Origin of the sequence: Streptosporangium brasiliense, assembly GCF_030811595.1 — a bacterium.
GTDB lineage: Bacteria > Actinomycetota > Actinomycetes > Streptosporangiales > Streptosporangiaceae > Streptosporangium > Streptosporangium brasiliense.
In genome coordinates, this window is sequence record NZ_JAUSRB010000002.1 from 6,169,961 (window position 1) to 6,195,382 (window position 25,422).

Sequence of the window (25,422 nt, forward strand, 5' to 3'; positions counted from 1 at the left end):
GCATGAACGTTCGAATATGTCCGCACAACCCCTCAAATGGGGGTATTTCTGGGCCGCCTATCACACAGTTGCGGGGTCCCGCGACCAGCGGGCCGCAACGCAGCCTGGGAGGCGACAACGGGGCCGGCCGGGACAGGTCCTCCGGGTTGTGAAGATCACAGCGGATCCGACCGCGGAAGGGGGACGTGGGCGCGGTCCCGGCCTGGAGGACGATCGCCGGCCTGGAAGGGCGCCGGCCCTCCCCGGCCGGTGTTCCCCGGCGGCCGCCTCGCCCCGCGCCGCCGGTGCCGCACGCCGGATCCATCACCGGAAACCATCCGACGACCTGACGGAGACACCATGTCGAGACGGAAAGCCCTGCTCCTCGGCCCGCTGTCCGCACTCTTCCTGCTGCTGACCGTGGCGGTGCCGCAGTCGGCGCAGGCGTACACCCGGCAGACCCACGTCACGGTGGAGCAGGGGGCCACCTTCTGCGTCAAGGCCGATGCGGGCATCGACCACCGCGTACCCGGCCAGCTGTCGGGGAACATCGCGTCGGCCACGGCCTACGCGCTCGCGGCGGACTGCGTCACCGGGCGGGTCATGCAGGCCAGGGTCCGGCTGGAGGTGCAGAAGTGGAACGAGTCCCGAAGCGTGTGGGAGGTGTGCGCGACCGCGGACTGGGTCTACGGCACGACGGGCGTGAACGAATTCGGCCTCACCGGACCCTCTGTGTACAAGGAATACACCCCGTGCGGTCCCGGCTGGCACCAGACGAAGGCGCAGGCGCAGACCTACCGCTATGTCGACGCCGCCGGCCGCTATCTCTGGTTCGGCGGTACCCTCTACTCGGGTTACGAGTGGGTGGAGTGACCCGGGCCACGGTGAGGGGCAGAGCAGCCCTCCGTCATCACGACTGACCGATCTCGCCCGCCCGGCCGGAGCCCAAGATCTAATCAGGTGCGGACATCACGGCCGTCTGCCATCCTCACCCCATGTCGACGTTCGAGGATCTTCTGGCCGAGGGCTCAGCCGTCCCGACCGAGGGCTGGGACTTCTCCTGGTTCGCCGGGCGCGCGAGCGAGCAGCGCCCGTCCTGGGGCTACGCGAAACTGCTGGCCGAACGGATGGCGGAGGCCGAGGCCGCGCTCGACATCCAGACCGGCGGAGGTGAAGTGCTGGCCTCGATCCCGGTCGCCCCACCGTTCCTCGCGGCGACGGAGTCCTGGCCGCCGAACCTGGAGATCGCCCGCCGCAACCTCGCCAGGTTCAACGCCACCGTCGTCGAAGTCGGTGACACCGACGACCTGCCGTTCCCCGCCGACCGCTTCGACCTGGTGGTCGGCAGGCACCCGGTGGCGACCCGCTGGGACGAGATCCATCGGGTCCTGCGTCCGAGCGGCGCCTACCTCTCCCAGGACGTAGGCGCCGGTTCGGTCCGCGAACTGACCGATTTCATGATGGGACCGCAGCCGGTCCACCCGTCCCGGAGCCCGATGAGGGCCGTGGCCGAGGCGGAGGCGGCCGGCCTGGAAGTGGTCGACCTGCGCCAGGAAGCGCTCCGGATGGAGTTCCACGACATCGCGGCGGTCGTCCACTTCCTCCGCAAGGTGATCTGGATCGTCCCGGGCTTCACCGTGGACGCCTACCGGGACCGGCTGGCCGAACTCCATGACTTCATGGAGCGCCACGGACCCTTCGTGGCCTATTCGCAGCGCTTCCTCATCGAGGCCCGCAAGCCGGGCTGACGGCATCCCGGACTTCACGGCGCCGGTGAGATCGACGCACCGGCCGACAGCAGTCTCTCCGCCAGCGCGCGGCAGCGCCCCCCGAGCTCCGGAGGGTCGAGCACCTCGAAGTCGTGCCCCAGCAGGAGCACGTGCATGAGCACGGAGTCGAGGCTGCCGGCGCCGCTGAGCACCTCGCACAGCTCGCTCCCTCGCCGTCGTACGACGGCCGCCGACGCCGGGATCTGCGCGCGCACCGTGTCGGCCGACGCGTGCACGAGGAAGCGCGCCTGGTGCGGGTAGACCCGGCTCGCCACACTCTCCTGCACGTACGCCGCCGCGTCGGGCGCCGCGCGCGGGCGGAAGCGCCAGGTCCGCGCAGTCGCATCGGTCATCCGGTCGACGCGGAAGCTGCGCCAGCCGTCGCGATCGAGGTCGTAGGCGAGGAGGTACCAGCGCCGCTCGGAGGCGACCAGGCGGTAGGGCTCGACCCGCCGCCGTCGCACCTCGTTCCCGGACGGGTAGTCGAAGCCGGCTTCGACCTCGTCGCGGCAGGCTCTGGCCAGCGTCATGAGCACCTCGGGATCCACCGGCGTGCGGCCGCCGCCGCCGAAGGACTCCACCGAGCCGGAGAGCGCGCGCACCTCGTGCCGCAGCCGGGCGGGCAGCACCCGGTCGAGCTTGGCCAGCGCCCGCAGCGCGGCGTCGCCGGCGCCGGCGACCGCGCCACCCGCGCCGGCGAGCAGCGAGACCGCGGTGGCGATCGCCTCCTCGTCGTCGAGCAGCAGCGGTGGCAGGTCCTTCCCCGGGCCGAGCCGGTAGCCGCCGCCGACGCCCTGGCCGGCATGCACCGGATAGCCGAGCGCGCGCAGCCGTTCGACATCACGCCGTACCGTGCGCGCCGTGACCCCGAGCCGGTCGGCCAGTTCGGGGCCGGTCCAGACCTGACGCTGCTGCAGCAGCCCGAGCAGGGTGAGCACCCGCTCCGTCGTGCCCCGCTCGTCACCGCTCGCCACGTCCATGTCGCCCACTCTGCCAGATAGCGGACTGATCCTGTCCGCTAGGAGCGTCAGGGTGGCTCCATGGACGCAGACGAACTCGACTGGAACCGGACGCTGCGCGAGCAGTGGGAGTTCCACTGGAACCACCAGCTCCGAGCCCGGCTCGACGGCCTCACCGACGACGAGTATTTCTGGTCGCCGGTGCCGGACGCCTGGAGCGTACGGCCGCGCGGCAGCTCGACGGCGCCCGTGCAGGCCGGTGCCGGGGACTTCACAATAGACTTCGCCTTCCCCCAGCCGGTCCCGGCGGCCTTCACCACGATCGCCTGGCGACTCGGTCACGTCATCGTCGGCGTGCTCGCCGCGCGCAACGCGGCGCACTTCGGCGCGCCGGCGGCGTCGTACGAGACCTGGGAGTACGCCGCCGACGCGGCCACCGCGCTCGGCCAGCTCGAGGCCCAGCTCGACGTCTGGCTGGCCGGGGTGCGCGGCCTCGGCGAGGCCGGGCTCCGGGTCCCGATCGGCGCGAAGGAGCCCTTCCCCGAGGCGCCCATGGCCGATCTGGTGCTGCACATCCACCGCGAGCTGATCCACCACCTGTCCGAGGTCTGCCTGCTGCGCGACCTCTACCCGCACACGGAACCCGCTACGGACGGAGCAACCCGATGAGCCGCCACGTCCAGGTCACCTTCGACGCCCACGACCCGCGGGCGCTGTCGTCCTTCTGGCGTGAAGTACTGGGCTACGTCCATCCCGGCCCGCCCGGGGTCGACCTGCCCGACGGCGCCGACCCGCTGGCCGCGTGGGACGACTTCCTCGCGCGGGTCGGCGTACCGGAGGGGCAGCGCAACACGAGATCGGCCATCGAGGACCCAGACGGGCACGGCCCACGGCTGTTCTTCCAGCAGGTCCCGGAGGACAAGGTCGCCAAGAACCGCGTCCACCTCGACGTCCGCGCGGCTCCCGGACTGCGGGGAGAGGAGCGGATGGCGGCGCTGGAGGTCGAGTGCGACCGGCTCGTCGCGCTGGGAGCGACGCGAGTACGTCGCCACGAGCCCGCTCCTCCGATGAGCGCCGGCTTCATCGTGATGACCGACCCCGAGGGCAATGAGTTTTGCCTGGACTGACGCGGCTCGGCCGCGGTCGCGGAGGCCGCGGCCGGTCATGCGGCCGAGGTGACGGGCTGCGGACAGCCGCCTGACCGGTGCAGCCTCTGTGCCGGGTCGCGCCACGGCGCCCGCCCGGTGCGGTGCGGTGGGCCGGGCAGGGCCGGGGGATCAGGTGAGCTGCTTGTAGTAGAAGCTGCAGTCTTCGAGGGAGCCGTCCGGGGCGGCCGCGTAGTCGGGGACGATGCCGTACCTCGTCCAGCCGGCGGCGCGGTAGAGGTGGTCGGCGGCGCTGCCGGTCGCGGTGTCCAGGAGCAGGAGGGTGACTCCGGCCCGTGCGGCGGCCTGCTCGGCGGTGGCGAGGAGCGCGCGGGCCAGTCCCCGGCCGCGGGCGTCGCGGTGGACCATGAGCTTGACGATCTCGGCGCGGTGCCGGCCGTTGGGCTTGCGTTCCAGGGCGAGACCGACGGTGCCGGTGATGCCGTCGGGCCCGTGGGCGGCCCAGACGCGGAGGCTGCCGTCGGACACGGCGGGCTGCCGGGTGCGCCACCAGGCCGCCGCCGCGTCCTGGTCGAAGGGGGACAGGAAGCCGAGGGAGGAACCGCCGGCGACGACGTCGACGAGGAGGTCGGCCAGGCCCTTCACGCTGCTGCGGAAGTCATCTGCGGACAGGCGGGTGATGGGGTGCGACATGGGGTTCCTCTGTCACGCGCGGAAGGGGACGGCCGGGAGCGTGCGGGGTGGGGGCGGTCCGGCCGCGGTTCTGAGGTGGCTGGTGCCCAAGGAGCGGGGCCGGTCCGGGACCGGTGCCGCACCGCGGACGTGTCTGGCGCCGCACCGCGGACGCGCCGGACTGTGCCTGGTGCCGCACAGCGGCCGCGCTTGGTGCCGCACCGTGGACGCACCTGGCGCCGCACCGCGGACGCGCCGGGCCGTGCCTGTCGCCGTCCGTGCCGCTCACGGTAGGACGATCATCAGGGCGTAGCGGACCGGATCGGGGCCCGGGCAGTGGAACCGCGACCGGTCCCACAGCCGGAAACGCAGGCAGTCGCCTGCCCGGATCTCGTGCACGCCGCCGCCGGTGGTGACCTCCAGCACGCCCTCCAGCACCCAGATGTGCTGCTCCAGCCCCGGCACGGGCGGCCCGTCGTAGGAGATGTCGGCGCCCGGCCGCAGCACGCCCTCGACGAGCTCGCCACGTAGTCCAGGATGGGGCGGGGACACCGACCGCCGGGTGAATCCCGAGGTCTCATCCCGCCACACCACCTGCCGATCGGCCCGCACCAGCTGCGGCGGTTCCGACTCCACCTCGGCCAGCAACTGCGACATCGTCCGCCCGTAGACCGCGCACAGCCTGCCCAGCAACGCCGCCGTCGGGCTGATCTCCGCCCGCTCCAGCCGCGACAACGTCGAGCGGCTCACGTCCGCGCGCTGCGCCAGCTCCTCCAGCGACCAACCGTGCTCCACCCGCAGTTGCGCGAGCCGACCCGCCAGGCGGATCTCCACCTGCTCGGAATCGGAGCTCTGGAACGCGGTCTCCCTGACCTTTCCCATATGCGGGAGAATATCTCAGATTTGAGAAAAGGCCTACGGGCCGGACGGGACGCCCCGGGACCCCGCCCCGGCCGGAGCCACCCCTGCTGGCCGGCGCGCGCCGCGGGCGAGCGTCTCGAGGTCCAGCGGCTGCGCCTGCTCCCGGTCGGTCCGGTCGAGGCGCGGCCGGCCGGACCACGCGGACGCCGCGGAATCACGACCTCCTCGTGCGTCGGGCGGTTGTGTCGCACGTCCGCGCTTTCCCGGGCCGTCGCCCGGCTCGTCCACTCCCGAGCCCGCCAGTCGAGTGAGACGAGTCGGAACAGGCGAGAGAACTCGTCTCACGGTGTCCGCGAGGGCCCCGGTCAGGCGCCGATGTAGGCCGCGAGGTGCTCGCCGGTGAGGGTGGAGCGGGCGGCGACGAGGTCGGCGGGTGTGCCCTCGAAGACGATCCGGCCGCCGTCGTGACCGGCGCCGGGGCCGAGGTCGATGATCCAGTCGGCGTGCGCCATGACCGCCTGGTGATGCTCGATGACGATGACCGACTTTCCGGAGTCGACGAGCCGGTCGAGCAGGCCGAGCAGCTGCTCGACGTCGGCGAGGTGGAGGCCGGTGGTCGGCTCGTCGAGGACGTAGACGCCGCCCTTCTCGGCCATGTGGGTGGCCAGCTTGAGCCGCTGCCGCTCGCCGCCGGACAGCGTGGTGAGCGGCTGGCCGAGGCTGAGATAGCCGAGCCCGACGTCGGCGAGCCGGGCGAGGACGGCGTGCGCGGCCGGCGTGCGCGCCGGACCGGCGCCGAAGAACTCCTCGGCCTCGGTCACCGACATCGCGAGCACCTCGCTGATGTCGCGGCCGCCGAGGTGGTGGTCCAGCACCGATGCCTGGAACCGCTTCCCCTCGCACTCCTCGCAGATGGTGGCGACGCCGGCCATCATCGCCAGGTCGGTGTAGAGGACGCCGGCGCCGTTGCAGTTGGGGCAGGCGCCCTCGGAGTTGGCGCTGAACAGCGCCGGCTTCACGCCGTTGGCCTTCGCGAACGCCTTGCGGATCGGGTCGAGCAGTCCGGTGTAGGTCGCCGGGTTGCTCCGCCGCGAGCCGCGGATCGCGCCCTGGTCGATCGACACCACACCCGCGCCGGCGGGGATCGACCCGTGCACGAGCGAGCTCTTGCCGGAGCCGGCCACGCCGGTGACGACGACAAGCACCCCGAGCGGGATGTCGACGTCGACGTCGCGCAGGTTGTGCGCCGTCGCGCCGCGGATCTCCAGCGTGCCGGTGGGCTTGCGCACCGTCTCCTTGAGGGCGGCCCGGTCGTCGAAATGGCGGCCGGTGATGGTGCCGCTGGCCCGTAGCCCCTCGACGGTGCCCTCGAAACAGACGGTGCCGCCCGCCGTACCGGCGCCGGGGCCGAGGTCGACGACGTGGTCGGCGATCGCGATCGTCTCCGGCTTGTGCTCCACGACGAGCACCGTGTTGCCCTTGTCCCGCAGCCGCAGCAGCAGGTCGTTCATCCGCTGGATGTCATGGGGGTGCAGGCCCGTGGTGGGCTCGTCGAAGACGTAGGTGACGTCGGTGAGCGAGGAGCCGAGGTGGCGGATCATCTTGGTGCGCTGCGCCTCGCCGCCCGACAGCGTGCCCGAGGGCCGGTCGAGCGAGAGATAGCCCAGCCCGATCTCCACGAACGAGGCGAGGGTCTGCTGCAACGTGGCGAGCAGCGGCGCCACCGACGGCTCGTCGACGCCGCGGATCCATTCGGCCAGGTCACTGATCTGCATCGCGCACGCTTCGGCGATGTTGATCCCGCCGATCCGCGACGACCGGGCCGCCTCGTTGAGCCGGCTGCCGCCGCACTCGGGACAGGCGGTGAACGTCACGGCCCGCTCCACGAAGGCCCGGATGTGCGGCTGCAGCGCCTCCTTGTCCTTGGACAGCATCGACTTCTGGATCTTCGGGATCAGGCCCTCGTACGTCAGGTTGATGCCGTCGACCTTGATCTTGGTCGGCTCCTTGCGGAGCAGGTCGTGGAGCTCGGCCTTGGTGTACTCGCGGATCGGCTTGTCGGGGTCGAAGAAGCCGCAGCCGCTGAAGATCCGGCCGTACCAGCCGTCCACGCTGTAGCCGGGGACCGTGAGCGCACCCTCGTTGAGCGACTTGGAGTCGTCGTAGAGCTGGGACGGGTCGATGTCGGTGACCTGGCCCAGTCCCTCGCAGTGGGGGCAGGCGCCGGCGGGCAGGTTGAAGCTGTAGTGGAACGCCGGTCCGGCACTCGGCTCGCCGAGCCGGCTGAAGATGATCCGCAGCATCGCGTTGGCGTCGGTGGCGGTGCCGACGGTGGAGCGGGAGTTGGCGCCCATCCGCTCCTGGTCGACGATGATCGCCGTTGTCAGCCCCTCCAGCAGGTCGACCTCCGGCCGCGCCAGCGTCGGCATGAAGCCCTGCACGAAGGTGCTGTAGGTCTCGTTGATCAGTCGCTGCGACTCCGCGGCGATCGTGCCGAACACCAGAGAGCTCTTGCCCGAGCCGGAGACGCCGGTGAACACCGTCAGCCGGCGCTTCGGGATCTCGACGCTGACGTCCTTGAGGTTGTTCTCGCGCGCGCCCTGCACGCGGATCAGATCGTGGCAGTCGGCAACGTGCAGCGCAGGCGACTGCGTATCCGTCCTCGTGGCCATACTCATCGTGTCTCCATCTGTATCTGTTACGCGGACCGCGTCCGCGGTCTCCGTCGGCGTCGCCTCGCTTGATCTAACCAGTTTCGAGCAATAGATCCGGTCCGCCCTTTTCGGCACGGTCGCGGCAACGGTCCGCCGGCTACCTGAGCGGTGCGGCCGGGGTGGCGCGGCGTCAGACCAACCAGCGGCCGCCGCGCATCAGCTCGCGGTCGAGCGGCTCGTCCGACGGGGCCACCGGGCGGCCGGCGCCGGCGCCGTGCGCGGGCTCCTTCACGGCGCCGTCCGAGCGGGGCGCGGCCGCGACAGCCGGACGGCTCAGCGGAGCTGCTGGATGCGGACCAGGTTGCCCGCGGGGTCGCGGAAGGCGCAGTCGCGGACGCCGTACGGCTGCTCGGTCGGCTCCTGGACGACCTCGGTGTCGCCGGCCTGCACCTTCTCGAAAGTGCCGTCGAGGTCGCGGGTGGCCAGCAGGATCCAGCCGTAGGTGCCCTTGGCCATCATCTCGGCGATGGTGCGGCGCTCGTCGTCGGTGATACCGGGGTCGACGGCCGGCGGCGCCAGGAGGATGGAGGTGTCGGGCTGCCCGGCGGGGCCGACCGTGATCCAGCGCATCTTGCCCTGCCCGACGTCGTTGCGGACCTCGAAGCCGAGGACGTCGCGGTAGAAGGCCAGGGAGGCGTCCGGGTCGTCGTGCGGGAGGAAGCTCGTGTGAATGGTGATTTCCATGGCGGTCACGCTAGCCGCGGCTCGGCGACCGGCGCTTCTCGATTCCTGACCGGTCGGGTCACCTGCTTGGCCACGCACGACGGCAGCCCCGCCGTCGCGCGCGCCGCCTGGCGCCGGTAGGCGCTGGGCGACATGCCGACCAGCTCGGTGAAGCGGGTGCTGAAGGTGCCCAGCGACGAGCAGCCGACCGCGAAGCAGACCTCGGTGACGCTCAGGTCGCCACGGCGCAGCAGCGCCATCGCGCGCTCGACGCGCCGCGTCATCAGATAGGCGTACGGCGACTCGCCGTAGGCACGCCGGAACTCGCGGCTGAGGTGCCCGGCCGACATGTGCGCGCCGCGGGCGAGCGCCTCGACGTCCAGCGGCTGCGCGTACTCCCGGTCGATCCGGTCGCGGACACGGCGCAGCCGCGCCAGGTCGCGCAACTGCTGCGCCGCGGCGGGTCTGCTGGTCACCTGCGTGATAGTGCCACATCGCAAGGACCGGCGGTAAATGCCCGGCCGGGGACACCGGAGCATCCGGGGCCGGACGAGGGCACCTGCGGCTTCTACGCCGGCTCCGGCACAGCGGCAGCTCGTACGCCGGCTCCGGAGCCGCGGTCCGGGCGGCCGGGCACCGACGCCGTCTGGGTGATCCATGAGGGGCGATACCGTCTCATCGTGCATCCGCGGACTGCCCTTGAGGCCATTTCCCTGCGGCCGCAGGCCTTCCTGCGGTCGTCGTGGCCGTGGAGATCGCTGGCGTACCTGGCGTCGAGCGTCCTGCTCTGCGGCGGTGTCGGGCTGGTCGCGGCGGTCATCGGTCTCCTGGAGCCGGTACCGGTCCAGGTGGTCGCCGGGCTGGCCGCCTTCGTGGCGGCGGTCCCGCTGGTGGCCGGGTTCGAACGCCGCCGGCTGCGGCTGGTGGACGCCGTCCCGATAGCGCAGCCGCCGGACGGGCGGTGGCGCGGCGTCGGCCTGGCCGTCGCCTCGCTGCTGGCCCTGTGGTGGATCGACGTGGTGATGGTCGGCCTCACCGTCGGAGGCCCGGTCCTGCTGATCCTCTCGCCCGCCGTACAGCCGCTGGAGCCGGAGGGCGAGCTGACTCTGGCTCAGGCGCTGGCCGTCTCGGCGGCGAGCGTGCTCCTGCTCCTCCCGGCCGTCTACACCTTCACCGCCTGGGCGGGGGCACGCGGGGCGATGGCCAGGGGCCTGCTCGCCTCCCGGGACGCGGAGCTGAGCCAGGTCCTGCGGTCGCGGGCCAGGCTCGTGGACGCCTTCGAGACGGAGCGGCGCAGGATCGAGCGGGATCTGCACGACGGCGCCCAGCAGCGGCTGGTCGCGCTCTCCATGAGGCTGGGGCTGGCCAGGCTCGACCTGCCCCCCGACTCCCCGGCGGGGGAGCAGCTCGCCCAGGCCCACCAGGAGGCCAAGCGGGCGCTGAGCGAGCTGCGGGAGTTGATCCGTGGTGTGCACACGCAGGTGCTCACCGACCGCGGCCTGCCCGCCGCCGTGCGGGAGGCGGCGGGACGCTCCCCGATCCCGGTGGATGTGAACGTCGCGCTGGACGACCGGTTGCCCGCGGCCGTAGAGGTCGCCGCCTACTACGTCGTCTCCGAGGCCCTGGCGAACATCGCCAAGCACAGCCGGGCGGGCCGGGCCTCGGTGCACGGCCAGGTCACCGGCCGGGTGCTGCTTCTGGAGATCCGCGACGACGGCGTGGGGGGCGCGGACCCCTCGAAGGGTACGGGGCTGACCGGGCTGTCGGACCGGCTCGCGGTGGTCGATGGCAGAATGTCGCTGTCCAGCCCGGCGGGTGGACCGACGTTGATGCGAGTGGAGATCCCGTGCGCGTAGTGATCGCCGAGGACGACGTCCTGCTCCGTGAGGGGCTCGTCGGCCTGCTGGAGCGGTTCGGGCACACGGTCGCCGCGTCGGTGGGCGACGCCGAGGCTCTCGTCGCCGCGGTGCGCGAGCACCGGCCCGACGCCGTGGTGACCGATGTGCGGATGCCACCCGGCTTCACCGACGAGGGGCTGCGTGCCGCGATCGCGCTGCGCAGGGAACACGCCGGCCTCGCCGTGCTCGTGCTCAGCCAGTACGTCGAGCAGACCTATGCCGCCGAACTGCTCGACTCGGGCCGTGGCGTCGGCGTCGGCTACCTGCTGAAGGACCGGATCGGGGACGTGACCGAGTTCGTCGACGCGCTCACGCGGGTGGCCGGGGGCGGCACCGTCGTCGACCCCGAGGTGGTGCGCCAGCTCCTCCGCCGGCGCCGTGATCCGCTGGAACGGCTCACCCCTCGGGAGCTCGAGGTGCTGGCGCTCATCGCCGAGGGGCGCTCCAACGCCTCGATCGCCCGTGAGCTGTCCGTCACCGACGCGGCGGTCGCCAAGCACATCGCGAGCATCCTCGCCAAGCTCGACCTCCCGCCGGCCGCCGACGGGCACCGCCGCGTCCTCGCCGTTCTCGCCTACCTCGACAGCTGAAGGCGGTGCCGGGTGCACCCCCGCCTCTCGCTCCGGCCACCCCGGCCTCTCGCCCCGGCGCCGATGCGACGGCCGCGCGGCGCCGGCCGGCCGGAGGCATGACGGGCAGGGGGGCGCGCCGTGGCCGGGCGGTCGCGGGCGCCGGTGGCGAGCGGCCATGGGCTCCGGTGGCCGAGCGGTCGCGGGCTCCGGTGGCCGCTCTGACATGATATGATCTTGTCAGGACCATCCGGTGTCGCCGATGAGCGCGCCGGACCGATGGTCAGGCCGGGACCAAGGCCTCAGCCGCCGGTGGATCTCACCGCATACGTGCCGCGATCGTCGGCCGCTACGGCGCCGGGCGCCGATCCGCCCTCACGCAGGTGTGCCGCGTGACGGATCCCCGTCGCATCTCCCCACCGTCATCCCCGGTCATCCTGCGCAGAGTCCCACTATGGACACCAACAGATTCCCACTCCAGCTTGCCCGCACCCAGCGCTTCTCCCTCGGCGTCCCGCGGGCCTTCACCCTCTCCCCGGACGGTCATCGGGCGCTCTTCCTCCGCACCCGGGGTGGCGAGGACCGTACGAGCTGCCTGTGGCTGCTGGACGGTGACCGGGAGCGGCTGCTCGCCGCCCCGGAGACGCTCGGCGCGGCGGGACCGGTCCCCGAGGCGGAACGGATCCGCCGGGAGCGGGCACGCGAGCGCGCGGCGGGTGTGGTCGCCTACGCGGCCGACGCCGCGCTGCGTACCGCCGTCTTCGCCGTGGACGGCAGGCTGTGGGCGGTGGACACCGACGGAGGCGACCCGCGGCCCGTGCCCACCGCGGGACCGGTGACCGATCCCCGCCCGGACCCCACCGGCAGCCGGGTGGCGTATGTGACAGGCGGTGCCCTGCACGTGGTGGAGCTCGCCGGCGGCCGTGACCGCCGGCTGGCCGCGCCGGAGGACCCGGAGGTGGTCTGGGGTCTCGCCGAACACGTGGCGGCGGAGTCCATGCGCCGGACGCGCGGCCACTGGTGGTCCCCGGACGGGACCCGGCTGCTGGCGGCCAGGGTGGACACCACACCGGTGCAGCGCTGGTGGATCGCCGACCCGGCCGATCCGTCCAGGCCGCCCCGTGAGATCGCCTACCCGGCCGCCGGGACCGCCAACGCGGAGGTCTCGCTGCATGTGCTCGGGCTCGACGGCACCTCCGTGGAGCTGGACTGGGACCGGGTGGCGTACGAGTACGTGGCCACCGCCGGCTGGGACGCGCACGGCCCGCTGATCAGCGTGCAGAGCCGGGACCAGCGCACGCTGCGGGTGCTGGCGGCCGATCCGGACACGGGCGCGACGACGCTCCTGCACGAGCAGCGCGATCCGGCGTGGGTGGAGCTGATCGCGGGCACGCCCGCGCGGACCGCGTCGGGCGCGCTGGTGCACACCGACGACACCGACGGCACCCGGCGGCTGGTCGTGGACGGCCGGCCGGTCACGCCGGAGGGGCTGCAGATCCACGGAGTCCTGGAGGTGACGGGCGAGTCGGTGCTGTTCGTCGCGGGCGACGAGCCCACCGAGGAGCACCTGTGGGCATACGACGCCGAGCGCGGGCCGGTGCGGCTGAGCGACGGGCCCGGGCTGCACACCGGCCACCGGGCGGACGGCACGCTGCTGCTCGCCTCGCACACCGAGGACGGGCGCGCCTTCCGGGTGGTGCGGGACGGGCGGCCGGACACGGAGATCGCCTCGCTGGACGCCGAGCCGCTGGTCCTGCCGCGCGTCACCTGGCTGCGGGCGGGCGAGCGGGAGATCCGTACCGCGCTGCTGCTGCCGTCCTGGCACCGGCCGGGCGGCGGTCCGCTGCCGGTGCTGATGGCCCCGTACGCGGGGCCGGCGATGCGGCTGGCGACCCGGGCCCGGAGTGCCTGGCTGTGCGAGGCGCAGTGGTTCGCCGAGTCCGGCTTCGCGGTGGTGGTGGCCGACGGCCGAGGCACCCGGGGGCGTGGCCCGGCCTGGGAGAAGACGGTGCACCGTGACACCCTCACCGCGCCGCTGGAGGACCAGGTGGTGGCGCTGCGCGCGGCCGCCGAGCACTGCCCCGACCTCGATCTGGGCCGGGTGGGCATCCGTGGCTGGAGCTACGGCGGCACGCTCGCGGCAGCCGCGGTGCTGCGCATGCCGGAGGTCTTCCACGCCGCCGTCTCGGGTGCGGCGCCGAGTGACCAGCGGCTGTACGACACCCACTGGCGGGAGCGCTTCCTCGGCCACCCGGACGAGGAGCCGGAGGGCTACGAGCGCTCCTCGCCGATCGGTGACGCGGCCCGGCTGCGCCGCCCGCTGCTGCTGGTGCACGGCCTGGCCGACGACAACGTGGTGGCCGCGCACACGCTGCGGATGTCGGCGGCGCTACTGGCGGCGGGCCGTCCGCACCAGGTGCTCCCGCTGCCGGGGGCCACCCACACGCCGACCGCCGAGGCGGCCGTGGAGGGGCTGCTCCGGCACCAGCTGGCATTCCTGCGGGAGGCGTTGGACGCTCCCGCGGTCTCTCCCGCCTGACCCGCCGTATCCGGCCGCTCCGCCGTGCCGCGGGGGAGCGGCCGTCAGCTGTCGGGGAGCCAGGAGCCGTGGAAACCAGCCGGGACGCGGCGCGGGAGCCGTACGGAGGCGACGGAGTCCAGGCCGGCGGCGTCGAGGACGAGCAGCTCCGAGCCGTCGCCCGCGTGGTCGGTGACGATCGACAGCAGCCAGCCGTCGTCCTCGGCGGCGGCCCCGGCGGCGGGCACGAAGACCGCCTCACCCGGCCGCCCGCCGAGCTCCCGGCCAAGGCCCGCGCTGGTCTCGGTGTCGTACTTCACGACCGCGCCGTCGGTCACCGCGTACAGGAACCGGCTGGCGCGGCCGAGCCGGTCCTCGTTGAACGTCGGGAACTCCACCGCGCGGTCGTCGAGCTGCTCCTCCCGCACCGTGCCGCGCGCGGGGTCGAGCACCCACCGGTGCACCACGGCGCCGTCCGTCTCGGCCACGGGGTTGGCGCTGTCGCCGATGCGGGACCAGGCCGAGGTGAAGGCCTCCCGCGTGTAGCGGACGGCCTCCAGCACCACGCGGCCGGAGGCGTCCTCGTGGGCGTTGCCGACGTGGAAGATGTAGCACGGGTCGACGTCGAACCAGGTCACCCGGCCGGCGCGGTCCATCACGCCGATCCTGGCGCCGTAGGAGTCGTCCCACCGGAACGGCATGCCGCGCCCGAGCGTCTCCAGGTCGAAGACGACGGGCAGGTCCAGCCAGACGACGTGGTTCTCGGTGATCGCGAAGTCGTGGATCATCGTCGGTCCCGGGACGTCCACGACGCGGCTCTCCACCAGCGCCCCCGCCGCCGACAGGCGATGGTAGGTCAGGTAGGGAGCGAAGAAGCCGTACCCGAACAGGTGCAGCTCTCCGGTGACCGGGTCCCGCTTCGGATGGGCCGTCATCGCGGTGGTCAGCCGCCCGCCGAAGTCGCACGGCCCGACCGTCTCCAGCTCGGGCGTCATCTCGTACGGCAGGCCGTTCTCGACCAGGGCGAGGATCCTGTCGGCGTGCCGGACGATGTGGGTGTTGGCCCTGACGGCGGTCAGGTCGAGGCCGTCCGGGCCGGCGAAGGGGGCGTCGTCGGTGAAGGCCCGGGTCCGGACCCACCGGTTGCGATACCACTCGGCGCGGCCGTCGCGCAGCCGCAGGCCGTGGATCATTCCGTGGCCGGCGAACCAGTGGCCCGGGTCCTGGCCGGGCAGCGGATTGGGGCCGTTGCGGAAGTAACGTCCGGTGAGCTCGGCCGGCAGCGTCCCGGTGACGGGCAGGTCGACGGCGCCGATCTCGTCGGGGACGGGGGCCAGGTCACCGGTGAGATACGCGGGTGCGGCAGTGGTCATCGTCAGCTCCGGGTGGTCAGGGGGAGAGGCGGCCGTCGAGGGGACCGGCACGTCTCGATATTCCTATCCAGACATGTCGAAGGTAGAACTGACAGAAATGACATGTCAATATTGGAATATAGGATCGCTGCCATGAGCCTCCGCCACGCGCTGCTGGGCCTGCTCGCGCAGGGCCCCGCCAGCGGTTACGACCTGCTGAAGGTCTTCGAGATCTCCCTGGCCAACGTGTGGCCCGCCACGCAGAGCCAGGTCTACGCCGAGCTGGCCCGCCTCGCGGACGCGGATCTGGTGAAGGTCGCCGCCGGAGGCCCCCGCGGACGCAAGGAGTACAGCATCGCCGAGCGGGGGCTCGCCGAGCTCCGCCACTGGCTGACGGAGGTCGAGCCCGCCCGCACCGGCCGTAGCGAGATGCTGCTGCGGGTTTTCTTCCTGGGGCAGACCCATCCTGACCAGGCACGTGGCTACCTGCGGCGGGAGGCGGAGGTGGCGGAGCGGCAGCGCGAGCGGCTGGCGGCGCTGAAGCAGGTCGTGGAGCGGGAGGAGAGCGACCTGTCCGTCTACGGCCGGCTCGCCCTGGAGTGGGGCCTGCGCTTCAGCGCCATGCAGCGGGAATGGGCCGAATGGGCTGGGGGCCAGATCGGGGGAGGGGTCGGGCCGGAGCCGGCGGACCCGTCAGGCCCGGTGGCCCTGTCAGATCCGGCGGGACCGCAGGGGGACCGCGGGCACCCGAGCTGAGGTGACCGCGGGCGCCGAGCCCGCCGGCCGCGGCCGGGTCCGTCCGGTGCGCCGTGGCCGGCGGGCCCCGTCCCATCGATTGATCACTTCTCGGGAGTCATTTGTCGGAGCTGGTGGGTAGCGTGCCGGTATGAGCGACGCGCACCACCCGATCGAGGGCGAGCAGTGGCAGCCGGGCGATCTCGTCCTGGACGCCGCGGGCGGCCTGTTCACCCGCGCCGGCCGGGCGGATGAGGCCGAGGGCCGGCCGTGGGGTTACCCCGCCGACCAGGCGCGGCTCGTCACCGGGGAGACCCACGTGCCTGAGGGCAGCGTCCCGGAGACCGCCCCGGCACGCCCGCTGACGCTCCTGGCCCGTGACGGCCGGCCCGCCCTGCCGGCCGTCCCCGACGACGCCTCCAGCGTGACCGGCACCGCCGCCGCGGACGCGGCGGCGTCCACGGGCGTCGGCGGGCTGTTCCTCGCCGCCACGGCCTTCGACCCCGACGGCGCCGGCGACTCGCGGGCGGCCAAGCTCCGCGCCAGCCTGCTCGACAGCGTCGTCATCGTCGACAGCCCGCAGGTCCTCACCGAGATGTTCGGCGGCGCCGCTGACGGCCTGCTCGTGGAGCTGGCGGACTGGCACGAGCGCAGCATGGGGGAGAGCGCCTGAGCGTTCCCCGCCGCGCCCGGCGCCCCGCGCCTGGGCGCGCCTGTCCCGGAGTCAGTCCGGCCCCGGCCGTGTTCGTCGCGTCCGCCGGTCCGGCTCTGACCGCACTCGTCCCGGAGCCGGCCCGGCCTCGGCCGTGATCGTCGCGTCCGCCGGACAGGCTCTGATCGTGCTCGCCCCAGCTCCTGAAAAGGCCGGCTGTCGGCAGCCCGCAGGCCCCTGGAGGGCAGGCTGTCGCCCCTGGAGGGCGGGCTGTTGACAGCCTGCACCGCTGTAGCGATCATGAGCGTCATCGGGTGGAGCTGTTCGCTGAAGCTGTGTGTGAGAGAGATACCTCGTCCTCGCAGGTAGGGAGCGTCCATGCCCCGTGCGGCCCTCGACCCGGACGGACCGGTGATCCAGGGCCCGATCCCCTCTCCGTCGGGAGACCGCCCGGCCACCTCCGCCGAGAGCGCGTCCACCACCCCCTGATCACCGGCCCCAGGACCAGCCGGTCGCAGCTCAGTCATGCCCCGCAACCCACCAGCGCGTCTGACTCGAGAAAGGTGCCTCATGGCCCGGAGCGTCCCCATCTCCGTTTCCTCGCCCGACACTCATGCCGCGGATCTGCCCCGTCACCGAGGACTGATCATCCTTCTCAGCGTGCTGGCGGGAGCGTTGATCGCCTCGCTGTGGTCCTTCCGGCTCGTCGACAGCGTGATCGGCGACAACGTCGCGAACACGCTGCTCGGCTATGACGCCAAGCAGACGCAGATCGGGGGCCTGGTCGCGGGGACGATCTTCGCCTTCGTCTCGGGCCTGGCCGGCACCTTCACCGCGTGCAACATCGCCGCCTTCGGCGCGATCGCCCCCATGGCGGACGCCGGGGGCGGCCGCGCCGGCGGCCGTGCGGACGCCTCCGCCCCGGTCCGGATCGGGGCGACCCTGCGGCCCCTCGGCTGGCTCGCACTCGGCATGATCGTGATCTCCGGCGCCTACGGCGCCATCGGCGCGGCCCTGGGCCAGCGGCTGCCCCAGCTGTCCGGGGCGGCGGCCGGCTCCGGCCTGCCGCCCAGGCTCCTCCAGGCGTCGATCGTCTTCGGCGTGATCGGCCTGGCGTTCACCTACCTCGGCCTGGCGGCGCTGCGCGTGGTGCCCGATCCGTTCGCCCGTCTGTCACGCCGTTTCCCCAACGCCCGCCTGATCGTGATCGGCGCGCTGATCGGCGGTTTCCTCGTCGGGCGGCCCTTCCCGCTGTTCCGCAAACTGTTCGAGTACGCGGCCCAGACTCACAATCCGTTCTACGGCGCCGCCGTCTTCGTCCTGCAGTCGCTCGGCAACATCACACTGATGGCGGCGCTCTTCGTCGTGCTCGTGCACGCGACCAGAGGCCGCTTCACCCGCTGGATGACCGCCAGGCCGGCACGCGTGGCGACGATCACGGCCGTGGCCTTCATCGTCGTCGGCGCCTTCACCTTCCTCTACTGGGACCTGCGGCTGCCCGCGCGCTTCGGCTACGGCTGGTTCCCGGTGGCGCCCTGGGAGTGAGCGGACCCGTCCGGCGGGCCGCTCACCGCGTTCTGGGAGTGAGCGGACCCGTCCGGTGAGCCGCTCACCGCGTTCTGGGAGTGAGCGGACCCGTCCGGTGAGCCGCTCACCGCGCTGGCGCGCCCCGCCGGGGAGGGCGGCCCCGGCCGGCGGCGGGCTCGTCGTCCTGCGGAACCGGCCGCACCTCCTCGACCACCTTCTCCAGCCGCCCCTGGGAGGACTTCACCGACCGGGTGGCGGCCTCCAGGGCGTCACCGGCGCCGACCATCAGGCCGGTCAGCTGGGCCTCGAAGACCCGGTCGGCGTCGCACGGGGCGATCAGGTAGTCGCCGAGTTCGAGCGTGACCAGCCCGTGGATCGCGGTCCACAGCTGGTGGGCGACGAGCTCGGCGTCGCCGGTCCGGAACCGGCCCGCCGTGATGCAGCGGGTCGCGCACTCGACCACGGTGCTCAGGGTGTAGCGGCCGTACTGGCGGTCCTCCGCGGTCAGGGAGAACCCGGCCAGCGACGCCCCGCCGAACATGACCGCGTACAGGTGCGGGTTGGTCAGGGCGTTGTGCCGGTAGGCCCGGCCGAACAGCGCGATGTCGGCGACGGGGTCGGTGGTCTGGGCGACGTGCGAGAAATAGCTCTGCAGGCGGGCGAACCCCTCGTACACCATCTCGCGGACCAGGCCGCTCATCCCGCCGAAGTTGGTGTAGACCGCCATCGTCGAGCTGCCGGCCTCCGTGGCGATGCGGCGGGCCGACAGAGCCTGGGGCCCCTCGTCGGCGAGCAGCCGTGCGGCGATGTCGACGAGGACGGGCCCTGTCTGCGGGTTCGATCTGCGTGGACTCACCTTGACAGTATGGCATAACAGCGTTATGTTTAGCATAACGCTGTTATGCTACCCGTCAGGCCCCACAGGGAGGTGCCGATATGACCATCACAGAGCACATCGACCCGATCACCATGACCGCCCCCGCGTCCCACTGCCACCTGCCGTTCGGCGAGTGGCTGCCCGTCGACGGCGCCATACCCGCCGGCCTGGACGGCGCCCTCGTGCAGGCGGGCCCGCATCCGGCACGGCCGTACGCCACGGACGGGCCGGCTCTCCTGTCCGGCGTGCGGCTCGGCGGCGGCACGGCCCGACGGCTCAGGGCCTCCGCCGGGGAGTTCCACGGCCACCCGCTGGACTGGGCGGCGAGTCCCATGACCTGGCCCCGGCACGCCGGGTCCACCGCGACCCCGGCCGGACCGGGCCGGAGCGGCCTCGCGCTGCCGGTCCAGGACCCGGCCACGGCCGAGTGGCACACGATCGCCACCCATCCCGGTCTGAGCCGCGCCGAACACCTGACCATCGGACCGGACGGCGCCGTCCGCGCCGTCCGGCCGTTCGCGCTCGACGGCGCGCCGCTCATGCACGCGGTCGCGCTCACCGAACGGTTCGTCGTGGTGTTCGACCTGCCCGTGACCTACCACCGGGCGGCCGCCATGGTCGGTGCCGGTTCCCCCTACCGTTGGCGGCGGGACCGGCCGGCCCGCATCGGGCTGCTGTCGCGGCGGCCGGGCGACACCGCGGAACCGCGCTGGTTCCCGATCGACCCTTGTTACGTGTTCCAGTCGGTGAACGCCTACGACGACGGCCACCGGGTGGTCGTTGACGCGGTCCGCCACGACCGGGCCTTCGACGGCCCGGCGCGGTCCGGAGCCGCCGCCACCGGATCGCCGCGGGTGCACCGGTGGACCCTCGACCTGGACAGCGGTACGGCGTGCGAGCGGCCGCTGGTCGACTCCCTGGAACTGGCCTCGGTGGACTCCCGGCGGGCCGGCCGCAGGCATCAGCTGGTCTTCGGCCGCACCCCCGGCGGGCGGGCGCTGGTCGGCCACGACCTCGCGGCCGACAGCACCCAAGTGCGGGAGCTGCCGCCGGGCTGGAGCGCCGACCGGCCGGTATTCGTCCCCCGCGGCCGCGCCGAGGGCGACGGCTGGATCGTGGTCCTCACGCGGAACGCCGTACAGCGGCGCAGCGAGCTGCTGGTGCTCGACGCGCTCCACCTGACCGGCCGGCCCCAGGCGGTGGTCCACCTCCCGGCCATGCCGCCGGCCGTACGGCACACCGCCTGGGTGCCCGCGGCCGGCGGCCCCGCCGGTCGCGGCTGACCCACCCCGTGACGGTACCGGAGCGGTGATCTCCGGGGACTCCACCGGTCAGAGCGGTGTGACGGGCCGTCCTCGCCGGAGCGGACGGCGCCCCGGTCGGGGTCGGCGCCGACGACGCCGATACTGATCGGCCCGGCGGCTGCGACAGGGAAGATCTGCTCCGGGTCGCCGAGACGGCGCTACGGGCCTGGCCTGCCGGCCGGTGACCGGCGCGGGGGCGGACGTGGGGACCGCCGGTCGCCGGCGCGCCGACCGGCGGGCCGCCGGCCCGCTCATGGGGCCGTCCTTTTTGCCGGACTGGCAATGAATTTTGTCAAGCACCGGGGTCCGGGCGGACCATCTCTCGTGAACGGAGACGCGGTGACCGCCGGTGCGGACCGTGGTCCCGCCCGGCACGAAGGCACGTAGGAGGACGCACTGATGACGGATGGCACCATCTCGGAGGAGGAGTTCTGGGACGCCCGTTACGGGGAGAGCGACCAGATCTGGAGCGGGAATCCCAACGCCGTCCTGGTCCGTGAGATCACCGGCCTGGCGCCGGGCAGAGCCCTGGACCTGGGGTGCGGTGAGGGGGCCGACGCGATCTGGCTCGCGCGCCAGGGGTGGCGTGTCACCGCCACCGACATCTCCCGCGTCGCCCTCGACCGCGCGGCCCGGCACGCGACGGCGGCGGAGGTCGACGGACGCATCGACTGGCAACGGCACGACCTCGGAGCGTCCTTCCCCGCCGGCGACTTCGATCTCGTCTCCGCCCAGTTCCTGCACTCCCGCGGAGACATGCCGCGGGAGAGGATCCTGCGGACCGCCGCCTCGGCCGTCGCGCCCGGCGGGGTGCTCCTTGTCGTCGGACACGCGGGGCATCCCTCCTGGGAGCACGATTCCCATCCCCAGATGCGCTTGCCCACGCCGAAGGAGGTCCTCGAAGCCCTCGACCTCCCCGACGGGCAGTGGGAGGTGCAGCTGTGCGAAGAGCACCAGCGGAGCCAGACCGGCCCCGACGGGCAGCCGGCCACCCGTACGGACAGCGTCCTCAAGGTCCGGCGGCTGATCGGCTGAGCGGTTGATCGGCTGAGCGGCCGGGCCGGCCGCGCCGTGCGGGCCGTACTTGGCGCGGCCGGCCGCGCCGCGCGACCGGGCGGGCCCGTGCGGCCGGGCGGGCCCGTGCGGCCGGCCGCCGTGGGACAGCGGATCCGCTGGGCGCTTTGCGGGCGTTCGCGGGGCTTCGCTCCGTGACCCTGATAACAGCTCCATAAGAGCCTCCCGTTACCTTGCCCGTACGGTGCGTGACATTCGACAGGCTGGGGCAGATCAAGACGTGACATGGGAGGCGAGATGCACGATGATCACGGCCCGGCTCACCGACGCGGCCCGGGACCGGGACCACGCGGCCGCAGGCCGTACGGCGCCCCGCCGGATCCACCGCCCGAGCCGGCGACATCTCCGGACAAGCACCGGGCCGACGCCCGCGGCCCGCGCTACGGCACCGCCGGCGACCCGTTCGTGTACGGATCCCGGATCAACGTCGACATCAGGCAGGTCTGGCCGCCCCAGCCGCCGCCCCCACCGCCCCCGGCTAGGTCGCGCCGGCCGTGGCCATGGCCGCAGATCCCCCGTGAGCGGCTCCTGCGGCCCGCGCTGATCTGCGGATTCCTCGCGGCCGCCGGGGTCGGCTTCTGGTCCTCCGGATGGTCGCCGGTGTCCCGGCCGGCCACCCTCAAGGCCGCGGTGCCCGCCCCGTCCCGGATGGCCGGCCACGACGTGGTGGTCACTCCGTCGGCGACCGCACCGGCCACCGGTCACGTGCCCCGTGACACGCCGCAGGCCGTCCCCGCCACTCCGGACAGGCGCCCCCACGGCCGGGAGCCGGCGCCGGCGCGCGCGGCCGAGCATCCCCGGCGCCACGTGATCCCTGACATCCGGGCCGGTCAGGACGGACGGCGCCACCGGGAGGCCGGCGCGCCGAAGGCCGTCCGGAGACCGGCGCCCAGGACCGCCGAGCCGGAGCCGCCGGAGCCTCCGCAGACGTCGCCGGCCCCACGGGCGCGTCGCCCGTCGCCCGGCGAGGAGACCGGCACCGGCGTCAGCGCCGACGCCCTCACCACCCCCGAGCCCTCGGTCACTCCCCGGACCCCCAGACCTCCCAGGACCCCTCGGCCCTCCAGAACCCCACGGATCCCCAGGACCTCCGCGATCCCCGACACTTCCGTCGTCCCCGACAGCCCCGGCGACCGGCTCAGTGCCGCCTACGCCTGCCGGCACTTCCAGCAGAGCGACTGGCGCCACGGTTACTGCACCCAGGTGTGGAACGACTACAAGCAGCGCAACGGCCTGCCGTAGCCGCGCCCCGCGCACTCCCGCTCCGGACGGGCCCGGTGGATCGACCCCCGGGCCCGCCCGGGACGGCCGGCACCGGCGCCCCCAGGCTCCCGCTCCTCACGCTCCCGTCCCCGCGAGCAGGGCCTCGGCGATCTCGCTGCGGGCGTAGAGCACATACCTTCCGCTCCGGTGGGCGCCGACCAGCCCCGCCGCCCGCAGCGCGGTCAGGTGCTGCGACACCCCGCCCATCGACATGCCGGTGCGCAGGCTCAGGTCGGTGGTGGAGGCCGGGGCGTCCAGCTCGGCCAGCAGCAGGGCGCGGGAGCGGCCGAGCACCGCGGCCAGTGCCTCCGGAACGCCGGTCGCCCGGCGCTCCCAGAGGGTGGCGACGCCCCGGGGCGAGTAGCGCACCGTGGGCTGCCAGGGCGGTGTGGTGACCGAGAACAGCCTCGGCCACACGAAGACCGAGGGCACCAGCAGCAGTCCCCGCCCGCCCAGCTCCCTGCTGCCCGACACGTGACGGTGCTGGATGAACAGGGTGTCCTTCTCCCATCTGACGGCCGGATCGAGGTCGTTGAGCAGCCGGCCGGCGCCCCCTTCGGCCAGCAGCCGGGCCCGGTGGAGCACGTCGCCTTCGAGGAGGGCGCGGATCTTCGGCCAGTACGGTGCCAGCGCGACGGCCCAGTAGTCCCGGATCACCTCGGCCAGCCGTACCAGGCCGCGGGCCGGATCGTCGCGGAGCGGCTGGAGACGGGGGCTCTCCATGTCCGCCAGCTCGACGCGGACCCGTCCGGGCGGGGTCGCGCACATCGTGGCCAACTCCACCTCCAGGTGAGGTGCGGTGCTGACCGGCGGCGGGCAGACGAACGCCGGGATCCTGCGGGTGGGCACGGGCACCAGATCCGCCAGCATCCCCCAGTCCAGCCCGGAGGTCCGCAGCCTCGGCAGGACGGCGGTCACCCACGGCCGGTGCAGGGGGTGCTCACCAGGGCTCTTCAGCACCCGGACGCTGGCCACCACCTCCCACAGCGGGGAGAACGCGAACCGCGTGCACGCCAGGTCCGCCAGCCCGAACTCCAGCTCCAGCACAGCGCACTCCCTCCGCGCCGCGCGTCCACGGCGTCCTCGGCGCCGCCACCGGCCCACCCGGCGCGGCGGTGGCGGCGGGTGGCCCGCGGGTGCGGAGCCCGCCGGCGTCTCCACGCCGCCCCGGCCGATTCGCTCCTGCCTAAATTAATGGAGAGGCCACCGGGGCGGCGGCAGGGTCGGCGCATGACCACCACGACGACATCTCACCGGCCGCTCTTCGCCGACGCCGACTTCCGCAGGCTGTTCGCCGCGGCCGCGGCCAGCAGGCTGGGCACCTCGATCGGTTACCTGGCACTCCCGCTCGCCGCGGTGACGGCGCTGCGGGCCACCCCCGGCGAGGTCGGGCTGCTGGCGATGCTGAGCACGCTGGCGTTCCTGCTGATCGGCCTGCCCGCGGGCGCCTGGGTGGACCGGATGCGGCGCCGGCCCGTGATGATCACAGCCGACCTGGTACGGGCCGTACTGCTGGGGTCGGTGCCGGTGGTCTGGTGGCTGGGGGCGCTCACCCTGCCCCACCTCTACGCCGTGGTGCTGCTGTGCGGGGCGGCCACGGTGTTCTTCGAGGTCGCCGACCAGAGCTACCTGCCCCACCTGGTCGGTCCCGAGCGGCTGATGGCGGCCAACACCGCGCTGGTCAGCATGGACGCGGCCAACCAGCTCGCCGGGCGCGGCGTCGGCGGTTACCTGATCCAGCTGCTGTCGGCCCCGGCGGCGATCGCCGTGGACGCGCTGAGCTATCTGTGGTCGGCACTGTGCCTGCGCTCCATCCGCCGGGTGGAGCCGCGCCCGGAGGTGAGGGCGGAGGCCGGCCTCGGCAGGGACATCGCCCAGGGGCTCCGTCTGGTGACCGGGCATCCGATCCTGCGGGCCATCGCCGTGGAGGGGGCGCTGACGAACCTCGGGATACAGATCGTCCAGACGATGCTCCCCGTCCTGTTCGTCCGGGAGCTCGGTCTGTCCCCGCTCTGGCTGGGCGCCTTCCTGACCGTCGGCGGGATCGGGGTCTTCCTCGGCTCGGCCGGTGCCCGGCGGCTCGGGCGGCGGCTGGGGGAGGGCCGGACGATCCGGCTGACCAGCGTGGCCTTCGTGCCGTCCGTCCCGCTGATCCCGCTGCTGGACGAGGGCCCGTGGCTGTGGCCGTCCGCCGCCGCGTGGCTGGTGCTCACCTACAAGGTCGGCGTCGGCAATGTGATCAAGGTGAGCTTCCGCCAGCGGGTCACCCCGGACGAGATGCTGGGGCGGGTGACCGCGACGATGCGGTTTCTGTTCACCGGGGCCCTGGCGATCGGGGCCGGGGTGGCCGGGCTGGTCGGAGACCTGGTGAGCGTGCGCGCGGCGCTGTGGACGGGCGCGGCGGTGCTCGCGGTGAGCTGGATTCCGATCATGTTCTCGCCGCTGCGGAGCCTCCGCGAGCTGCCGGAAAACGTCTAGTACTCCAGTGACGTTTTGAGATCATGGTCAGATCTGCGCTGGTAGTGGCATTGCCGGGCTCGGGCCTGATGACAACGACGCCATTGTGACCAGCGCAGGACCTCGTTGATCAGCCGGGCCGGACTGAACAGGAAAACGGCCAGCACACAACACTCGATGATCACGCGGTGGCCGTCTTCATGTGACCTGACCAGCAAGATCGCAAAACGTCACTGGATTACCAGTGGCCACGGTCTCGGAGACCGACGTGATCCCACCACTGTGCGTCAGCCGGTGAAGACGACTTCGGGAATCAGTGCAGAGGACTCCGGAAACCGATACCGGACGGTCGTCAAACCCCGAACTGGACTCAGCGGATAACAAGAAGGAACCCGCCGGTCACCGCGTGACCGTTGCCCCTTTTCCTCTTACCGGTTCTGCCCCCTGAATAAATGGCTTGCCCGCAGATGGCG

At 73.0% G+C, this 25,422-nt stretch carries 23 protein-coding genes; 14 read left to right on the plus strand and 9 right to left on the minus strand.

The features are described 5' to 3' along the window. Positions 1 to 339: 339 nt before the first annotated feature. Positions 340 to 852 (plus strand): hypothetical protein, encoded by a 513-nt coding sequence (locus tag J2S55_RS36610; RefSeq protein WP_306870519.1) that lies wholly within the window; start codon positions 340 to 342, stop codon positions 850 to 852. A gap of 122 nt (positions 853 to 974) precedes the next feature. Further along, the gene (locus J2S55_RS36615) at positions 975 to 1,727 is read left to right on the plus strand and encodes a class I SAM-dependent methyltransferase (protein WP_306870521.1); all 753 of its coding nucleotides are present in this window, start codon (positions 975 to 977) and stop codon (positions 1,725 to 1,727) included. Positions 1,728 to 1,741: 14 nt separating this feature from the next. Here J2S55_RS36615 and J2S55_RS36620 read toward each other — a convergent pair whose 3' ends face one another. Then, positions 1,742 to 2,728 (minus strand): helix-turn-helix transcriptional regulator, encoded by a 987-nt coding sequence (locus J2S55_RS36620; RefSeq protein WP_306870524.1) that lies wholly within the window; start codon positions 2,726 to 2,728, stop codon positions 1,742 to 1,744. Between the two features lie 60 nt (positions 2,729 to 2,788). On the opposite strand from J2S55_RS36620, the gene J2S55_RS36625 reads away from it, so the two are divergent. After that, positions 2,789 to 3,376 carry a DinB family protein gene (locus J2S55_RS36625; protein WP_306870527.1) on the plus strand — a complete coding sequence of 196 codons (588 nt, stop codon included), beginning with the start codon at positions 2,789 to 2,791 and terminating at the stop codon, positions 3,374 to 3,376. Then, entirely contained in the window at positions 3,373 to 3,834 is a 462-nt protein-coding gene (locus J2S55_RS36630; protein WP_306870531.1) for a VOC family protein, read from the plus strand. Before J2S55_RS36625 ends, J2S55_RS36630 begins: the two co-directional genes overlap by 4 nt. 150 nt (positions 3,835 to 3,984) lie before the next feature. Here the strand turns inward: J2S55_RS36630 and J2S55_RS36635 are convergent, their stop codons facing one another. The 5 genes from J2S55_RS36635 to J2S55_RS36655 all read right to left on the minus strand — a co-directional run bounded on the left by J2S55_RS36635 (position 3,985) and on the right by J2S55_RS36655 (position 9,199). Next, entirely contained in the window at positions 3,985 to 4,506 is a 522-nt protein-coding gene (locus J2S55_RS36635; protein ID WP_306870535.1) for a GNAT family N-acetyltransferase, read from the minus strand. A gap of 264 nt (positions 4,507 to 4,770) precedes the next feature. Next, the gene (locus tag J2S55_RS36640) at positions 4,771 to 5,367 is read right to left on the minus strand and encodes a helix-turn-helix domain-containing protein (protein WP_306870538.1); all 597 of its coding nucleotides are present in this window, start codon (positions 5,365 to 5,367) and stop codon (positions 4,771 to 4,773) included. Between the two features lie 344 nt (positions 5,368 to 5,711). Beyond that, the gene (locus tag J2S55_RS36645) at positions 5,712 to 8,024 is read right to left on the minus strand and encodes an ATP-binding cassette domain-containing protein (RefSeq protein WP_306870542.1); all 2,313 of its coding nucleotides are present in this window, start codon (positions 8,022 to 8,024) and stop codon (positions 5,712 to 5,714) included. 309 nt (positions 8,025 to 8,333) lie between these two features. After that, entirely contained in the window at positions 8,334 to 8,744 is a 411-nt protein-coding gene (locus J2S55_RS36650; RefSeq protein ID WP_306861127.1) for a VOC family protein, read from the minus strand. A 5-nt stretch (positions 8,745 to 8,749) separates the two neighbouring features. Then, the gene (locus J2S55_RS36655; protein WP_306870545.1) at positions 8,750 to 9,199 is read right to left on the minus strand and encodes a helix-turn-helix transcriptional regulator; all 450 of its coding nucleotides are present in this window, start codon (positions 9,197 to 9,199) and stop codon (positions 8,750 to 8,752) included. A gap of 204 nt (positions 9,200 to 9,403) precedes the next feature. Here J2S55_RS36655 and J2S55_RS36660 point away from each other — a divergent pair, with 204 nt between their 5' ends. The 3 genes from J2S55_RS36660 to J2S55_RS36670 all read left to right on the plus strand — a co-directional run bounded on the left by J2S55_RS36660 (position 9,404) and on the right by J2S55_RS36670 (position 13,729). After that, positions 9,404 to 10,579: a sensor histidine kinase gene (locus J2S55_RS36660; protein WP_306870548.1), complete on the plus strand. Its 1,176-nt coding sequence runs from the start codon at positions 9,404 to 9,406 to the stop codon at positions 10,577 to 10,579. After that, a complete protein-coding gene (locus J2S55_RS36665) occupies positions 10,570 to 11,211 on the plus strand; it encodes a response regulator transcription factor (protein ID WP_306870551.1) in 642 nt (213 codons plus the stop codon). Before J2S55_RS36660 ends, J2S55_RS36665 begins: the two co-directional genes overlap by 10 nt. A 433-nt stretch (positions 11,212 to 11,644) precedes the next feature. Further along, positions 11,645 to 13,729: a S9 family peptidase gene (locus tag J2S55_RS36670; RefSeq protein ID WP_306870554.1), complete on the plus strand. Its 2,085-nt coding sequence runs from the start codon at positions 11,645 to 11,647 to the stop codon at positions 13,727 to 13,729. 44 nt (positions 13,730 to 13,773) lie between these two features. Here J2S55_RS36670 and J2S55_RS36675 read toward each other — a convergent pair whose 3' ends face one another. Next, complete coding sequence (locus J2S55_RS36675; protein WP_306870556.1) at positions 13,774 to 15,081, minus strand: carotenoid oxygenase family protein; 1,308 nt, start codon at positions 15,079 to 15,081, stop codon at positions 13,774 to 13,776. Between the two features lie 132 nt (positions 15,082 to 15,213). On the opposite strand from J2S55_RS36675, the gene J2S55_RS36680 reads away from it, so the two are divergent. The 3 genes from J2S55_RS36680 to J2S55_RS36690 all read left to right on the plus strand — a co-directional run bounded on the left by J2S55_RS36680 (position 15,214) and on the right by J2S55_RS36690 (position 17,992). Next, positions 15,214 to 15,816: a PadR family transcriptional regulator gene (locus J2S55_RS36680; RefSeq protein ID WP_306870559.1), complete on the plus strand. Its 603-nt coding sequence runs from the start codon at positions 15,214 to 15,216 to the stop codon at positions 15,814 to 15,816. 130 nt (positions 15,817 to 15,946) lie between these two features. Beyond that, a complete protein-coding gene (locus J2S55_RS36685) occupies positions 15,947 to 16,468 on the plus strand; it encodes a hypothetical protein (RefSeq protein WP_306870560.1) in 522 nt (173 codons plus the stop codon). Positions 16,469 to 17,107: 639 nt separating this feature from the next. Further along, on the plus strand, positions 17,108 to 17,992 hold the full coding sequence (locus J2S55_RS36690; RefSeq protein ID WP_306870561.1) for a hypothetical protein: 885 nt from the start codon (positions 17,108 to 17,110) through the stop codon (positions 17,990 to 17,992). A 106-nt stretch (positions 17,993 to 18,098) separates the two neighbouring features. On the opposite strand, the gene J2S55_RS36695 is transcribed toward J2S55_RS36690, so the two are convergent. Beyond that, the gene (locus J2S55_RS36695) at positions 18,099 to 18,830 is read right to left on the minus strand and encodes a TetR/AcrR family transcriptional regulator (protein WP_306870563.1); all 732 of its coding nucleotides are present in this window, start codon (positions 18,828 to 18,830) and stop codon (positions 18,099 to 18,101) included. Between the two features lie 80 nt (positions 18,831 to 18,910). Here J2S55_RS36695 and J2S55_RS36700 point away from each other — a divergent pair, with 80 nt between their 5' ends. The 3 genes from J2S55_RS36700 (at position 18,911) to J2S55_RS36710 (ending at position 22,471) form a co-directional block, all read left to right on the plus strand. Beyond that, positions 18,911 to 20,134: a carotenoid oxygenase family protein gene (locus J2S55_RS36700; protein ID WP_306870565.1), complete on the plus strand. Its 1,224-nt coding sequence runs from the start codon at positions 18,911 to 18,913 to the stop codon at positions 20,132 to 20,134. A gap of 420 nt (positions 20,135 to 20,554) precedes the next feature. Continuing rightward, a complete protein-coding gene (locus J2S55_RS36705) occupies positions 20,555 to 21,190 on the plus strand; it encodes a class I SAM-dependent methyltransferase (RefSeq protein WP_306870567.1) in 636 nt (211 codons plus the stop codon). A gap of 276 nt (positions 21,191 to 21,466) precedes the next feature. Further along, positions 21,467 to 22,471 (plus strand): hypothetical protein, encoded by a 1,005-nt coding sequence (locus J2S55_RS36710; RefSeq protein ID WP_306870570.1) that lies wholly within the window; start codon positions 21,467 to 21,469, stop codon positions 22,469 to 22,471. Positions 22,472 to 22,567: 96 nt separating this feature from the next. Here J2S55_RS36710 and J2S55_RS36715 read toward each other — a convergent pair whose 3' ends face one another. Continuing rightward, positions 22,568 to 23,539 (minus strand): ArsR/SmtB family transcription factor, encoded by a 972-nt coding sequence (locus tag J2S55_RS36715; protein ID WP_306870572.1) that lies wholly within the window; start codon positions 23,537 to 23,539, stop codon positions 22,568 to 22,570. A 183-nt stretch (positions 23,540 to 23,722) separates the two neighbouring features. Here J2S55_RS36715 and J2S55_RS36720 point away from each other — a divergent pair, with 183 nt between their 5' ends. After that, complete coding sequence (locus J2S55_RS36720; RefSeq protein WP_306870575.1) at positions 23,723 to 24,970, plus strand: MFS transporter; 1,248 nt, start codon at positions 23,723 to 23,725, stop codon at positions 24,968 to 24,970. Positions 24,971 to 25,422: the final 452 nt, after the last annotated feature.